Origin of the sequence: Williamsia sp. Leaf354, assembly GCF_001424365.1 — a bacterium.
In the GTDB taxonomy this organism is placed as follows: domain Bacteria; phylum Actinomycetota; class Actinomycetes; order Mycobacteriales; family Mycobacteriaceae; genus Williamsia_A.
In genome coordinates this window covers 677,138-691,382 of the sequence record NZ_LMPL01000002.1, presented here as the reverse complement: position 1 = coordinate 691,382, position 14,245 = coordinate 677,138, and the positions used below count along the sequence as shown (strand labels likewise).

Annotated in this window: 10 protein-coding genes; 7 read left to right on the top strand and 3 right to left on the bottom strand. The window is 69.2% G+C overall.

Annotated features, from left to right (window positions below):
* Positions 1-8: 8 nt before the first annotated feature.
* The 4 genes from ASG12_RS11245 to ASG12_RS11230 all read left to right on the top strand — a co-directional run bounded on the left by ASG12_RS11245 (position 9) and on the right by ASG12_RS11230 (position 7,458).
* Positions 9-4,724 (top strand): NAD-glutamate dehydrogenase, encoded by a 4,716-nt coding sequence (locus ASG12_RS11245; protein WP_082501867.1) that lies wholly within the window; start codon positions 9-11, stop codon positions 4,722-4,724.
* Positions 4,725-4,833: 109 nt separating this feature from the next.
* Positions 4,834-6,066 (top strand): lipase, encoded by a 1,233-nt coding sequence (locus ASG12_RS11240; RefSeq protein ID WP_156378055.1) that lies wholly within the window; start codon positions 4,834-4,836, stop codon positions 6,064-6,066.
* Between the two features lie 155 nt (positions 6,067-6,221).
* The gene (locus tag ASG12_RS11235) at positions 6,222-6,728 is read left to right on the top strand and encodes an acyl-CoA thioesterase (protein WP_055789202.1); all 507 of its coding nucleotides are present in this window, start codon (positions 6,222-6,224) and stop codon (positions 6,726-6,728) included.
* A gap of 46 nt (positions 6,729-6,774) precedes the next feature.
* Positions 6,775-7,458 carry a hypothetical protein gene (locus ASG12_RS11230; RefSeq protein ID WP_055789605.1) on the top strand — a complete coding sequence of 228 codons (684 nt, stop codon included), beginning with the start codon at positions 6,775-6,777 and terminating at the stop codon, positions 7,456-7,458.
* A 4-nt stretch (positions 7,459-7,462) separates the two neighbouring features.
* Here the strand turns inward: ASG12_RS11230 and ASG12_RS11225 are convergent, their stop codons facing one another.
* Together ASG12_RS11225 and ASG12_RS11220 are read right to left on the bottom strand one after the other, a co-directional pair.
* A complete protein-coding gene (locus ASG12_RS11225) occupies positions 7,463-9,217 on the bottom strand; it encodes a glycoside hydrolase family 13 protein (RefSeq protein ID WP_082501866.1) in 1,755 nt (584 codons plus the stop codon).
* 100 nt (positions 9,218-9,317) lie between these two features.
* On the bottom strand, positions 9,318-9,731 hold the full coding sequence (locus ASG12_RS11220) for a globin (protein WP_055789199.1): 414 nt from the start codon (positions 9,729-9,731) through the stop codon (positions 9,318-9,320).
* 187 nt (positions 9,732-9,918) lie between these two features.
* On the opposite strand from ASG12_RS11220, the gene ASG12_RS11215 reads away from it, so the two are divergent.
* The 3 genes from ASG12_RS11215 to ASG12_RS11205 all read left to right on the top strand — a co-directional run bounded on the left by ASG12_RS11215 (position 9,919) and on the right by ASG12_RS11205 (position 11,429).
* Positions 9,919-10,584 (top strand): HNH endonuclease, encoded by a 666-nt coding sequence (locus ASG12_RS11215; protein WP_055789600.1) that lies wholly within the window; start codon positions 9,919-9,921, stop codon positions 10,582-10,584.
* A 133-nt stretch (positions 10,585-10,717) separates the two neighbouring features.
* Positions 10,718-10,969: an aa3-type cytochrome oxidase subunit CtaJ gene (ctaJ, locus tag ASG12_RS11210; RefSeq protein ID WP_045822352.1), complete on the top strand. Its 252-nt coding sequence runs from the start codon at positions 10,718-10,720 to the stop codon at positions 10,967-10,969.
* A complete protein-coding gene (locus ASG12_RS11205) occupies positions 10,956-11,429 on the top strand; it encodes a DUF5130 family protein (RefSeq protein WP_055789197.1) in 474 nt (157 codons plus the stop codon). The genes ctaJ and ASG12_RS11205 overlap by 14 nt, the downstream gene beginning before the upstream one ends.
* Before the next feature lie 94 nt (positions 11,430-11,523).
* Here ASG12_RS11205 and pepN read toward each other — a convergent pair whose 3' ends face one another.
* Positions 11,524-14,133: an aminopeptidase N gene (gene pepN / locus ASG12_RS11200; protein WP_055789195.1), complete on the bottom strand. Its 2,610-nt coding sequence runs from the start codon at positions 14,131-14,133 to the stop codon at positions 11,524-11,526.
* Between the last annotated feature and the right edge of the window lie 112 nt (positions 14,134-14,245).

Genomic DNA, 14,245 nt, shown 5'->3' with positions numbered 1-14,245 from the left:
GTGCCCCGATGAGCACGGCATCGTCGACGATCACCCCGGCCGCGATCGCACGCGGCTACCACTCACGACCCGGTGAGCCGCTCGCCGACGATGCCGTGACCGACGGGGCGGACCTCGCCCATGTCGCCGATCACCTCGCGCTCGCGCAGGTCCGTCGACCGGGGCAGACGCTCGTCGACGTCGTCGAGTCCGAGGGATCGATCGCCTCGGTGTACGCCGTCGTCGACGACCAGCCGTTGCTCGTCGAGGCCGCGGTCGTCGCGGTCGAACGCGCGGGCCTCGCGGTACGTCGGGTCGACCACCCGATCCTCGCGGTGGCGCGCGACGCCGACGGCACTCTGACCGCCGTCGATCCCGTCGGTGCGTCCGATGCCGGGGGCGCGGTCGTGCACGAGTCGTGGATCGGGTTGCAGGTGTCGGCGACCCACGCGGGCGTCGACCCGGTCGCGGTCCGCGAACAGTTGGCCGAGGTGCTCGACCGGATCGTCGCCGTCCACGCCGATGCGCGTGCGATCGGCGAGACCCTTGGGGCACTGGGCATCGCGTTCCGCGACGCCGGATCGGTACAGCAGGCCGAGCTCCTCACGTGGCTGTCCGACGACCACTTCCTCATCCTGGGATCACTGCAGGCGAATGTCGACGACGCCGAATGGTCCGACCCGCGTGGGGTGTTCACGCAGTCGTCGGTGCCGCGGCCACCGGACCCCGGCCGCGTGCCGGCCACAGCGGTCTCGATAGGTCGGATCCACCTGCCGACAGGTGTCATCCGTACCGAGTACCCCACCGCCGTCCGCGTCGTGGACCCCGGCGACGACCGACGCGTGCACCTCGTCATCGGCATCTTCACCTCCGCGGCCCTGCACACCGATGTGCTCGCGGTCCCGGTGCTGCGTGACGTGGCAGGGGCGGTCCTCGAGCAGGCGGGCGTCGGCGGCGACTCCTACGCCGGTGCGACGCTGCTCGAGCTGCTGCAGAACCAGTCACGAGCCGAACTGTTCGGTTCGGACCCGGCCGAACTCGGGCGCACCCTCATCGACGTCCTCGACGCCATCGCCAGCCGGGAGGTCCGCGTCTACCTGCGCGTCGATGCCGATGCCGAGATCGTCACCGCACGCATCTATCTGCCGCGCGACCGCTACACGACACGGCTGCGAGAGCAGATGCAGACACTCCTCGTGGAGCGTCTCGGGGGCCGATCGCTCGAGTACACCGCGCGCATCAGTGATTCGCCGCTGGCGTTCGTGCACGTCATCATGCGGGTGGATCCGTCGACATGCGCGATGCTCGCCGGGGCCGACGCCGCAGACCCGCGCCGTGCCGATATCCAGGCCGAGATCACCGCGGCCGCACGCAGTTGGGACGACGATCTGCGGGCCATCGCCGGCGGGGCCATCGACGCCGACCTCGTGGGTGCCTATGCCGCGGCGATTCCCCAGGCCTACAAGAACGAGCGCGACCCGCAGGCGGCGCTGTCGGACGTGACGGTGTTGGCCGGTCTCGCAGACGGTGACCACCACGTGCGATTGCGCGCCCACACCGGCGGATCCGACGACCGATGGACTTTCGGGCTCTACCTCTGTGGCCGCTCTGCCTCGTTGACCGCCATCCTCCCGATGCTGCAGAGCCTCGGCGTCGAGGTCCTCGACGAGCATCCGTTCGCCGTCACCCGGCCGGACGGGATCGGTTGCTGGATCTACGAGTTCACCATCGTGCCCGCGGTCGGCGTCGACGTCGCGCCGGATTCCGCCGACGATCTCACCGAACGGTTCACGTCGGCGTTCAGTCAGCTGTGGACCGGTGTCGCCGATGTCGACCCGTTCAACGAGCTGGTCATCCGATGCGGGTTGGGGTGGCGTGAGGTCGTCATGCTGCGCGCATACTCGCGATACCTCCGGCAGTGTGGATTCTCTTCCGGCGCACGGCATGTGACGGCGGTGCTCGGTGATCATCCGGCCATCACCGCCACGCTCGTCGAACTCTTCGAGTCGTCGTTCGATCCCGAGCGGGTCGATCCGGAGATCATCGACAGCGACGCGCGGGCAAACGCGATCACACGGCTCGACGAGCTGGCCGCCGACGTAATCAGCCTCGACGCCGACCGGATCATCTCCGCGTTCTCGTCGGTGGTGAAGGCGACCTCGCGAACCAACTTCTACTCGCCGGACGCCGGTGCGGCGCTGGCGTTCAAGCTGCGGCCGCAGGAGATCCCGCAGACCCCGCAGCCGCGTCCGCTGCACGAGATCTTCGTCTACTCACCACGGGTCGAGGGCGTCCACCTCCGGTTCGGGTCTGTCGCACGCGGCGGACTCCGCTGGTCGGACCGGCGGGAGGACTTCCGCACCGAGATCCTCGGTCTCGTGAAGGCCCAGGCCGTGAAGAATGCGGTCATCGTGCCGGTCGGCGCCAAGGGTGGATTCGTCGTCCGTCAGCCGCCCGCGCCCACCGGCGATCCTGCCGTCGATCGCGACGCGGCCCGCGCGGCCGGGGTCGCGAGCTATCGCGAGTTCATCTCCGCATTGCTCGACCTCACCGACAACCTCGATGTCGGTGACGGATCAGCCGCCGCCACAGTGGTTCCCGCACCGGGCGTCGTGCGACGTGACTCCGACGACACCTACCTCGTGGTGGCCGCCGACAAGGGGACCGCGACGTTCTCCGACATCGCCAACTCTGTCGCGGCCGATTACGGTTTCTGGCTCGGCGACGCGTTCGCGTCCGGCGGATCGGTGGGATACGACCACAAGGCGATGGGGATCACCGCGCGCGGTGCCTGGGAGTCGGTGAAGCGTCACTTCCGCGAGATCGGCACCGATGTTGCGCGCGACGACTTCACCGTCGTCGGTGTCGGTGACATGAGCGGTGACGTGTTCGGCAACGGCATGTTGCTGTCGGAACACATCCGCCTCGTCGCCGCGTTCGACCACCGGCACATCTTCATCGACCCGGACCCCGACGCGACAACGTCGTTCGCGGAACGGCGACGACTCTTCGACCTCCCGCGGTCGTCCTGGGCCGACTACGACACCTCGCTCATCTCCGCCGGCGGTGGCGTCTGGTCGCGGGAGTCCAAGACGATCCCCACCGATCCGTCGACGCGTGCCGCGCTCGGCCTCGACGCGGGTGTCGAGCACCTCTCGCCGCCGGAACTGATGCGCGCGATCCTGCTGGCGCCGGTCGACCTGTTGTGGAACGGCGGCATCGGCACCTACGTGAAGTCCTCGGCCGAGAGCAACGCCGACGTGGGCGACAAGGCCAACGACGCGATCCGCGTCGACGGGAAGTCGGTGCGGGCGAGGGTGATCGGAGAGGGCGGCAACCTCGGTGTCACCGAGCACGGCCGCATCGAGTTCGACATGGCCGGCGGTCGGATCAACACCGACGCGATGGACAACTCGGCCGGGGTGGACTGCTCCGATCACGAGGTGAACATCAAGATCCTGCTCGATTCCCAGGTGGCGTCGGGCGCACTCGCGCCCGACGAGCGCAATCGCCTCCTGGAGTCGATGACCGACGAGGTCGGCCGGCTCGTGCTGTGGGACAACATCTCCCAGAACTCCGAACTGGGCACCGCGCGTGCGTGGGCGGATCAGACACGCGACGTGCACGCCCGTCTGCTGGGACATCTCGCCGCCGACCACGGTGTCGATCTCGCCCTCGAGGCGCTGCCGCATCCCGAGGACCTCGTCGCCCGTGAGGGACGACGGACAGGGCTGACGTCACCCGAGCTGGCCACGCTCATGGCGCACGTGAAACTCGCTCTCAAAGACGATCTGCTCGCCGGTGACCTCCCCGACAACGACGTGTTCGACGGCCGGCTCGTCGACTACTTCCCGGAGCCGCTGCGCGGCCCGTACGGCGCAGGCATCGCCGCGCACCCGCTGCGGCGGCAGATCGTGACCACGACGCTGGTCAACGATCTCGTCGACACCGCAGGCGTCGAGCACGTGTTCGCGCTGGGGGAGAGCGCCGGCGCCTCGCCGACCGATGTCGCCCGCGCGTTCGTCGTGGTCTCGGAGACCTTCGGGCTGTCACGGTTGCGGGAACGCATCGTGGCCTCCGAGGGCGAGATCGCTGCCATCGACGAGATGCTCGTCTATGTGCGCCGCCTGCTGTTCCGCGCCTCGCGATGGTTGGTCGCCACCCGGCCGCAACCGCTGGCCATCGCCGCGGAGATCGCCCGGTACTCCGGCCGTGTCGCCGACCTCGACACCCGGCTGCCCGACTGGCTCGGCGAGACCACACGCGCCGACATCGCCGAACGAGCCCTGGGTTGGACGCAGGCCGGTGTCCCCGCCGACATCGCGCACGACGTGGCCGCGAGCCTGCACCGCTTCTGCCTGCTCGACATCGTCGACGCCGCCGAGATCGCCGACCGCGACGTCGACGAGGTGGGCGCGCTCTACGGGACGCTGCTGGAGTACCTCCACGTGGAGCAACTGCTCAGTGCGGTCTCCGCGCTCGACAGCGCCGACCGGTGGCAGTCACTCGCGCGGCTGGCGCTGCGCGACGACCTGTTCGCGGTGGTACGTGCGGTCACCCTCGAGGTGCTCGCCGTCGGTGAACCCGAGGAGACCCCGCAGGAGAAGATCGCGGAATGGGAGCTGCACAACGCCTCACGGCTGGCCCGTGCGCGGGCGACCCTCGAGGAGATCGAGGCGTCCGGCCACTGGGACCTCGCCACCCTCTCGGTGGCGGCCCGACAGCTCCGCAGCGTCATCCGCTGATCACGACCGCACGGCACGGCGCATCATCGCCGCGACACCCTCGGACGTAGCATCACCGATCCCTCTCGTGGGTGATCCGGCGAGGCCGTCGGCGTTCCACGATGGGGGCATGAGAGCACACGGACTGCGGTCGCTCGTCCTCGTCGGCCTGGTGGGTGCCATCGTTGCCGTGACCGGGACGTCATGCGCCGGCACGGACACCGCCGAGCGAGGTCGCGGAACAGTCGAGTCGGTGGAGAAGCTCGTCGGCTACACGGCATCGGAGGTCCGAACGCGGCTCGCAGACGGTGGATTCGACACACGATCGGCGATGTCCGGCGTGGACACCTTCCGCATCGTCTACCGGACACCGGGTGTCGATGGAACGCTCACATCGGCCAGCGGCCTGCTGGCGCTGCCGCGCACCGACTCGCCGACCCTGACGTTCGTCTCCTACGGTCACGGGACCACGAGCGTCCGATCCGACGTGCCGTCCCGCTCGGCCGACGTCTGGTCGTCCGGTCCGGCGATCGCGTACGCGTCGGCCGGATTCGCCGCCGCTGCACCGGACTATCTCGGGTTGGGGGACGGTCCTGGTCGACACCCGTGGATGGATGTGCCGACGGAGACATCGGCATCGCTGGATCTTCTCCGGGCATCACGAACGGTCGTCGCACGACAGCACCGGACCGTGTATCGCGGCGTGATGGTGACCGGGTTCTCCCAGGGCGCATCCGCTGCGCTGGGACTGGCGAGAGCGCTCGATGCCCACGAGGACGCTCACTTCCGGCTGCGCGCCGTGGCGCCGGTCAGTGGCGCGTATGCGCTGCGGGCCGTGGAGATCCCGGCGATGCTGAGCGGACAGGTAGACCAGCGCATGGCCGTGATCTACGCGGCGTATCTCCTCGACTCGTGGAACCGCGTGCACGGGGGCATCTACACCGTTCCGACGGAGGTCTTCCGCGAGCCGTATGCGGGCCGGGTCGACACCTACTTCGCCGGCGACACTCCCGGCGACGTCATGGTGCGGGGTCTACCGGGGACGCTCGGCGAGTTGCTGACACCGCGTGCGATGGAACTCCTGAGCCGTCCCACCGGGACGTTCGCGCGTGCACTGGACCGCGCGGACACGGTGTGCGCAGGGTGGACGTCCTCGGCGCCGGTGCGGCTGTTCTCGATGAGCGACGACGAGCAGGCCGTCGCCGCCAACACCGACCGGTGCGCGGCGCTGTTGCGACAGCGACGCGCTGCGGTCGACCGCACGCCCCTGCCCGACCGCACCGTCCATGGGTCGCGACACCTCGCCTCCAACCTCGCGGCGATCGGGCCGATCGTGGAGTGGTTCAGAACCATTGCCCGGTAGCGATTCTCGGTGATGCGCAGATCAGGGCAGCGGGTCGTTGACTCGACATGGGCGGACGCGCCTCGCCGCGGTGGGGCCCGCTGTGATGAGGTGAGGAGAGCATCGGCGCGACCCCGTCGAGGGTGGTGCGAGGAACACAGGAGGATCACACGGCCATGACGACCACCGACGGACAACGCGACGACTCACTCGGTGGCGACGACGGCCGACGGGTCGACGCCGGCTTCCTGGTGACGGTTCCCGTCCGTTGGTCGGACATGGACGTCTTCGCCCACATCAACCACGCACGGATGGTGACGCTGCTGGAGGAGGCGCGGATCCCGTGGTTGTTCTACGACGAACGACCGACCGCCGGTCTGCGCACCGGTTGCCTCGTGGCGGACCTGAACGTCCGCTATCAGGGCCAACTGCGGCACGAACAGTCGCCGATCGAGGTCACCATGTTCACCACGACGGTGCGGGCCGTCGACTTCACCGTCGGGTACGAGGTGCGTCCGGCCCACGCCGACCCGCAGTCCAAGCCCGCGGTCGTCGCCTCGACACAGCTGGTGTCGTTCGACGTCGACACGCAGATGCCTCGGCGGATGACCACCGAGGAGAAGGACTACCTGCGCAGCTTCCTGCGCACCGACGGCCGTCGCGCGGCGCGTCCCGCGCGGTGATGACGACCCGAACGCGAGGTCCGGCGTGATCGTCGTGGACGAGTTGATGGACCGGTATGACCTGTACGCGTTCGTCTCTCGCGCCCACCGACTCGATCCGGCCTCGGCGATCCGTCTGCGCCGTCGCGGCGACGGTGGTGTCGGGGTGTGGGTGCACACGCCCTTCGACGTGTTGGCGACCCGAGTGGTGCGGGTGGCGATCGACGCACCCGACGTGGTCCACGACAGCGCCGTCCTCCACGGCGCCCTGCGTGTCCCGTCGGACGACACGACCGCTCGGGAGATCGATGCCGGGTTCTCCGTCGACAGCGCCTGGCAATCGGGCGCGCTGCCACCGGAACACGGGTTCGTGCACGTCGACGACGTGCCCGCGCGGACCATCGTCGGACTGTCGCGGGAGGGCGCCGAGGTCGCCCGCACCCAGGGCGGTCCGCAGGGACCGCCTGCCTCGCTGCTCGATCAGAGCGTGCTCGAGGTGACCCCGGACGCGTCGTCGGAGTGGACCGGCACGGCGGTGGCGGTGACGATGCGGGCGGTGTTCGCCATCACCGCAATGGGTTTCGTCACCGACGCCGACGGACGCATGGTCACCGAGACGTCACCGATCTCCGCGATCGACGCCGACGAACCGGTGCGAGTACGCACGAACGGTGCCTGGGCACGTATCGACGCGCGCTTCGGTTCGGTCTACTTCCGGCGTACGGTCCCGATCACGCTGACCGCGACCTGAGCGGTCAGACCAGCCAGGCCGCGGCGTTCGGCGCCAGCCGGCCCTCGTCGAGCGGGGCACTGGTGAGCAGCACCTCGCCCGCGGGGAGCCCGACCGGGGTGTCGCCGGCGTTGAGCACGCACACGAGCCGGCCGACGGAGCGGCGGAACGCGAGGCACTGCGGCGGTGCGCCGTACCACTCGATCTCCTCGCCCGCGAACTCCGGACGCGTCTTGCGCAGCTCGATGGCCAGCCGGTACAGCGACAGAGTGGAGTCGACGTCCTCGAGCTGGTGCTCGGCGGTCAGGACGTCCCAGTCCTTCGGCATCGGCAGCCAGGTGTCCTCGGTGGTGCTGAACCCGTACGGCGGGGCGTCGCCGAGCCACGGCACCGGGATGCGGCAGCCGTCGCGGCCGCGGTTGGTGTGGCCCGAGCGCTCCCACACCGGGTCCTGCAGCGCCTCCTCAGCGAGGTCGATGTTCGGCAGCCCGAGTTCGGATCCGTTGTACAGGAACACCGTTCCCGGCAGGGCCAGCTCGACCATGACCATCGCCCGCGCCCGATCGAGACCGACGGCCTCGGTGGTCTCGGCTGCGTATCGCGTGACCTCGCGCTCGACGTCGTGGTTCGACAACGTCCACGTGGGATTGCCGCGGACCGAGTCGACCGCGGCGAGCGAGTTCTCGATGGCCTCGCGGATCGACTCGGCGTCGAAGTCGGCCTCGGCCAACCGGAAGTTGAAGCCCAGGTGCAGTTCGTCGGGCCGGATGTATTCGGCGAAGCGCGCGTTGTCGCGCACCCAGATCTCCCCGACGGTGACCGCGTCGGGATAGGAGTCCATCACCTCGCGGATACGACGGTGGATGGCGTGCACCCCGGGGTTGTTGAACCGCGGATCGTCGTCGTCGTTGATGAGCAGACCGGTCTGAAGTTCCTCGGGCATATCGGGGAGTCCCGGCGGCTTGGCCATGCCGTGGGCGACGTCGATGCGGAATCCGTCGACGCCCCGGTCGAGCCAGAACCGCAGGGTGGTCGCGAGATCCTCGAAGACCTCGTCGTTCTCCCAGTTCAGATCGGGTTGCTCGGGGGCGAAGATGTGCAGGTACCACTGGCCGGGCGTGCCGTCGGGTTCGGTGACGCGCGTCCAGGCCGGGCCGCCGAAGATGCTGGGCCAGTTGTTCGGCGGCTCGCTGCCGTCCTCGCCGAGACCGTCGCGGAAGATGTACCGCTCGCGAGCCGCGCTGCCGGGCTCGGCGGCGAGCGCCTCGACGAACCACCGGTGCTGATCGCTGGTGTGGTTCGGGACCAGGTCCATGGTGACCTTGATGTCGCGCGCATGGGCCTCGGCGACCAAGGCGTCCAACGCGCCGATGCCGCCGAAGAGCGGGTCGATGTCGCGGGGGTCGGACACGTCGTAGCCGTGATCGGCCATGGGGGAGCGCATGACCGGACTGATCCACAGCGCGTCGACGCCGAGCAGTTCGAGATAGCCGAGCTTGTCGATCACACCCGGGAGGTCTCCGACACCGTCGCCGTCGCTGTCGGAGAACGATCGCGGATAGATCTGATAGAACACCGCCGACGTCCACCACGCCGGTGTACCGGCGGCGTCGTCGGCGACCGCGGTGGGTTGCGCCGGTGCGGAAACGTCCTGGCCCGCAGTGGGATCGGTGGCACCGGAGTCCTCGGCGACGTCGGTGGCCGCCGCGACGTCGTCGGCACCCTCGGGTGCGGAGTCGTCGATCGGGGCTTGCGGCGATTCGTCGTTCACGGATGTCATCTTGCCTCACCGGTGGGCGAGCCCCCGGTCCCGCCGCGCCCGGGCGTGGCCGCGCTCACACCGGCGTGGCGCCGGTCGGCGCGCTCACGCGTACGGAGGTCTAGAGCGGGGAGTTGACCATCGACTCCGCGGCCATCTCCATGTAGTCCACCAGCGCACGACGATGGTCGTCGTCGAGGCGGTCGGCGCCGATGGAGTCGATCGCGGTGTGCATACAGCGCAGCCAGGCGTCCCGTTCGATGGGGCCGATCCGGAACGGGTGGTGGCGCATCCGGAGACGTGGATGGCCGCGCTCGTCGGAATAGGTGCGCGGGCCGCCCCAGTACTGCTCGAGGAACATCCGCAGCCGTCGCTCGGCCGGGACGAGGTCCTCCTCGGGATAGAGCGGACGCAGGATCTCGTCGCGCGCCACCTCCTCGTAGAAACGTCGGGTGAGGTCGTCGAAGGTCTGCGCACCCCCGACCGCGTCGTAGAACGTCGTTGCGCCATCGGTCACGCCCCCAGTGTCCCCCATCGACCGATGCGCTCCGACGCCCCGGCGCCGGCCACCCCTGCCCGACAACGGATGTTCACCCGTCCACAACCCCTCTGAACTGCGAGGATGCACACCCGGAGGCCTCGACGACCGGGCCGGGCGCGTAATGCAGTGCGTTCGGTGCGATTCCGTGGTGAACTGGATCGTCCCCACTGTCGGAGGTCGGATGACGCGCATGAGGAAGCAGCAGTCAGAGCGGGTGACCGCGCTTGTCTCCACTGCGTCCGTCGGCGGTTCGGGGTCCGTCGGTGGTTCGGGGTCCGCGGGCGAGACGACCGCCCCGATCGACGAGAACGGCGTGGCGACCACCGCGGTCTGGGGCAAGCACCGGGTGCTGTTGCTCAACGCGACCTACGAACCCCTCACCGCGATCTCCATCCGGCGCGCCGTGGTCCTGGTGCTCCGTGAACGCGCCGATGTGGTGCACACCGACGAGATGGGTCCGGCCATCCACTCCGCCGACCTCTCCATGCCGATCCCGTCGGTCATCCGCCTGCGCACGTACGTGCGGGTGCCGTACCGGGCGAAGATCCCGATGACGCGCGCCGCGCTGATGCACCGCGATCGTTTCCGGTGCGGTTACTGCGGGGCCAAGGCGAACACGATCGACCACGTGGTGCCGCGCAGTCGCGGGGGAGCGCACAACTGGGAGAACTGCGTGGCCTGCTGCGCGAACTGCAACCACAGGAAGGCCGACCGGCTCCTGTCGGAGCTCGGGTGGACGCTGCGCGCCTCGCTCACCCCGCCGAAGGGCCGGCACTGGCGGCTGCTCGCGACGGTCAAGGAGATCGATCCAGCCTGGTCGCGCTACATCGACGTCGGCGCCGCCTGACCCCGGTGACCCCGATGCCCACACGGTCGACTACAGCTCGTCGTACCCGAATGGTCCCCGGCGGTGGAGTTCGGCTAGATTTTCCCGGAGTACGGCTTCTCTGGGCGCAGCTCCACTGCTGAAGGGTGTTGGGATGGATGACCTCATAGTCGCGATCGGCGTTCCCGTCACGATCATCTGCATCGTGTTCGTGATCGGTTGCGTCGTGTCGATGGCGTGGGCCTTCGGCGCGAAGTACGAGAAGACACAGCCGTACACGCTCGATCAGGAGTGGACGCGCGATCCGATGCTACTCAGTGCGACCGACGCGGCGCCGCTGTCGGTTGTCCACCACGATCTCGGCGCCGACGAACTGATCGGAGGGTCCGCAAGTGGCAAGTGGTGAGATCAAGCCCATCGTGACCGATCCCGACGCTCTGCCGCTCGGCGCCGTCGTCACCACCAGCGGTCGCATCTCGGCTGCCCGTATGCCGGGTTCGGCCGCTGCGACACCGCCGTTCGCGCGCGACGAGCTCGTCGCCCTCGACGAGGCCCTGTCGCACGCCACCGAGCTCGCGCGGGTCCGCTTCTCGATCTACATCGGCGACCTGGGCTCCGACCCGTACGCCGGTGCGACCGCCGTGCTCCCGCAGATCCCGGAGCCCGCGCACGCCGCATTGATCGCCGTGTCGCCCAACAGCCACGACATCGTGGTCGTCAGCGGCAGCGCCGTCGCCGACCGCGTCAACGACCGCGTCGCGCAGCTCGGCGTCACCGCGGCCATCGCCTCGTTCCGCAACAACGACATGGTCGACGGCCTCATCGCCGCCCTGCGCGTGATGGCCACCGCCGTCGCCCGTTCCTGAGCCGGCACCGCGCGACGCCGACTCGGCACACGCCGGAACCACGAACGCCGCGTCCCTTCCGGGGACGCGGCGTTCGTCGTTCGGTGGGGCGATCTCAGCTCCGGGAGTCCTCCCCGCGATCGAAGCGGCGGATCCGCAGCGAGCGGGCGACGGTGTCGCGACCCTCGAGGATGAGCCGACGCAGCGCGGCTGGGTGCTCCTCCGCGAGCAGGGCATCGGCGAGCTCGAGCGAGTGCTCGTCGATCGACCACTGCGGGTAGAGCCCCACGACGACGCTCTGCGCGACCTCGCTCGACCGCCGCTTCCACACCTTCGGCACGGCGTCGAAATACTTCTCGACGTAGGGCGCCAGCAGCTCCTCCTGCCCCGGCCGGGCGAACCCGCCGATCACCGCGCGTGCCAGCGTGTTCGACAGCGAGTCGTCCTCGACGGCCTGCTCCCAGGCGTGTGCCTTCGCCTCGGCCAGCGGGCGCGCCGTGCGGGCCGCGGCGGCCTTGCGGGCTCCGGCGGCGGTGTTGTCGGCCTGCGCCTCGGCGTCGATGACCGGCGTCGACGCCGGATCGGTGTCGATCGCACCGGCCGCGGCGAGCGCGGTCACGATCGACCACCGCAGATCGGTGTCGACGGTGAGGCCGGCGAGACCGTGATCCGCCGGGTCGTCGCCGTCGAGCAGCGAACGCAACACCTCGACGACGTCGTCGCCGGCCGGTGACGCGAGCAGCGAACCGACGAACGCCAGCTGGTGATCCGATCCCGCCTCGGCGGCACGGGCCAGTTCCAGCAGCCGCGTGGTGAAGCCCGGCCAGCCCGTGCTCGCCGCCCACTCGGGATCGCTGTAGCGGTCGACGGCGGTCTGGGCCTGCATGAGCACGCGCTGCACCACGCCGATCTCGGTCTCGGCGCCGATACCGCGCTCGACCAATGCGACGAAGTCGCGTGCCCGCATGGTGGCGCCACGGGTCATCTCCCACGCGGCCGACCACACCATCGTGCGCGGCAGCGACTCGGTGATGTCGGCGATCCGCTCGGTCGCGGTGGTCAGCGAGTCCTCGTCGAGTTCGACGGTGCAGTAGGTGAGGTCGTCGTCGTTGACCAGGATCAGTGCGCCGCGGTCCACCCCCACGAGGTCGGACACCTCGGTGCGCTCGCCCTCGACGTCGAGTTCCGCACGGTGGACACGCACGAGCTTGCCGTTGTCGTCGTCGGCGTAGATCCCGACCGCGATACGGTGCGTGCGGAACTCACCGGCGCCGGGCGCAGCGCCCTCTTGCACGATCTCGAAGCGGGTGAACGCGCCGGAGTCGTCGACGTCGAAGTCGGCGCGCAGCACGTTGATGCCGGTGGTCTTGAGCCACTGGTCGCCCCAGTCCGACAGGTCGCGACCCGACGACTTCTCGAGTGCCCCCAGCAGATCCGAGAACGTGGCGTTGCCGAACTTGTGGGCGCCGAAGTAATCGCGCAGGCCCGCGAGGAAGTCCTCGAGGCCCACGTACGCCACCAGTTGCTTGAGTACCGACGCGCCCTTGGCGTAGGTGATGCCGTCGAAGTTGACCTCCACCGCGGCGATGTCGGGGATGTCGGCGGCAACCGGGTGGGTCGAGGGCAGCTGGTCCTGGCGGTAGGCCCACGACTTGTCGACCGTCGCGAACGTGGTCCAGGCGCTCGTGTACTCGGTTGCCTCCGACTGGCACAGGACCGACGCGAACGTCGCGAAGGACTCGTTGAGCCACAGGTCATCCCACCACTTCATGGTGACCAGGTCGCCGAACCACATGTGCGCCATCTCGTGCAGCACGGTCTCGGCGCGACGCTCGTAGAGCGCCTTGGTGACCTTCGACCGGAAGACGTAGTCCTCGAGATAGGTGACGGCGCCGGCGTTCTCCATCGCGCCGGCGTTGAACTCGGGCACGAACAGCTGGTCGTACTTGCCGAACGCGTACGGGACGCCGAAGTTGCGGTGGTAGAAGTCGAAGCCCTGCTTGGTCTCGGTGAACAGCCGCTCGGGGTCCATGAACTCGGCGAGCGATGCGCGGCAGTAGATCCCGAGGGGGATGGTGCCGTGGTCGTCGGAGTACTCGTCGGTCCAGCTGGCGTAGGGGCCCGCGATGAGGGCGACGAGGTAGGTGCTCAGCACCTCCGTGGTCGCGAAGGTGTGGCGACCGTCGCGGCCCTCCGACACCGCTCCCTCGGAATCGGTCGGTGCCGCGTTCGAGATCACCACCCAGTCGGTGGGTGCGGTGACGGCGATGTCGTAGGTCGCTTTGAGGTCGGGCTGGTCGAAGCACGCGAACATCCGCTTGGCGTCGGCGGTCTCGAACTGCGAGTACAGGTAGACCGAGTCGTCGGTGGGGTCGACGAACCGGTGCAGCCCCTCACCGGTGTTCGAGTACAGGCAGTCGGCGACCACGGTGAGCTCGTTGTGTGCGGCGAGGCCGGACAGAGTGATCCCGTCCTCCTCGGTGTAGCCGGAGACGTCGATGTCGGTGCCGTTGAGTGTCGCCGACACCACGGACTTCGCGACGACGTCGATGAACGTCGAGGAATCGGCGTCGGCGGTGAACGTCACGGTGGAGGTCGAGCGGAAGGTCTCGGTGCCGGGTTTGCCGGCGCCGTCGGTCAGGTCGAGGTCGATGACGTAGTTCTCGACGGCGATCGTCGACGATCGCCGGGCCGCGTCGTCGCGGGTCAGATTCGGTGCACTCACAGAGGATTGTCCTGTCGGTGGTGTGTGGGTCGGGCAGTGGTGGAGAAGACGTCGGGGGAGCCCGGTCGTGTCGTCAACACACTTACCCCATCATTCCTCCCGCCCCGGTGTG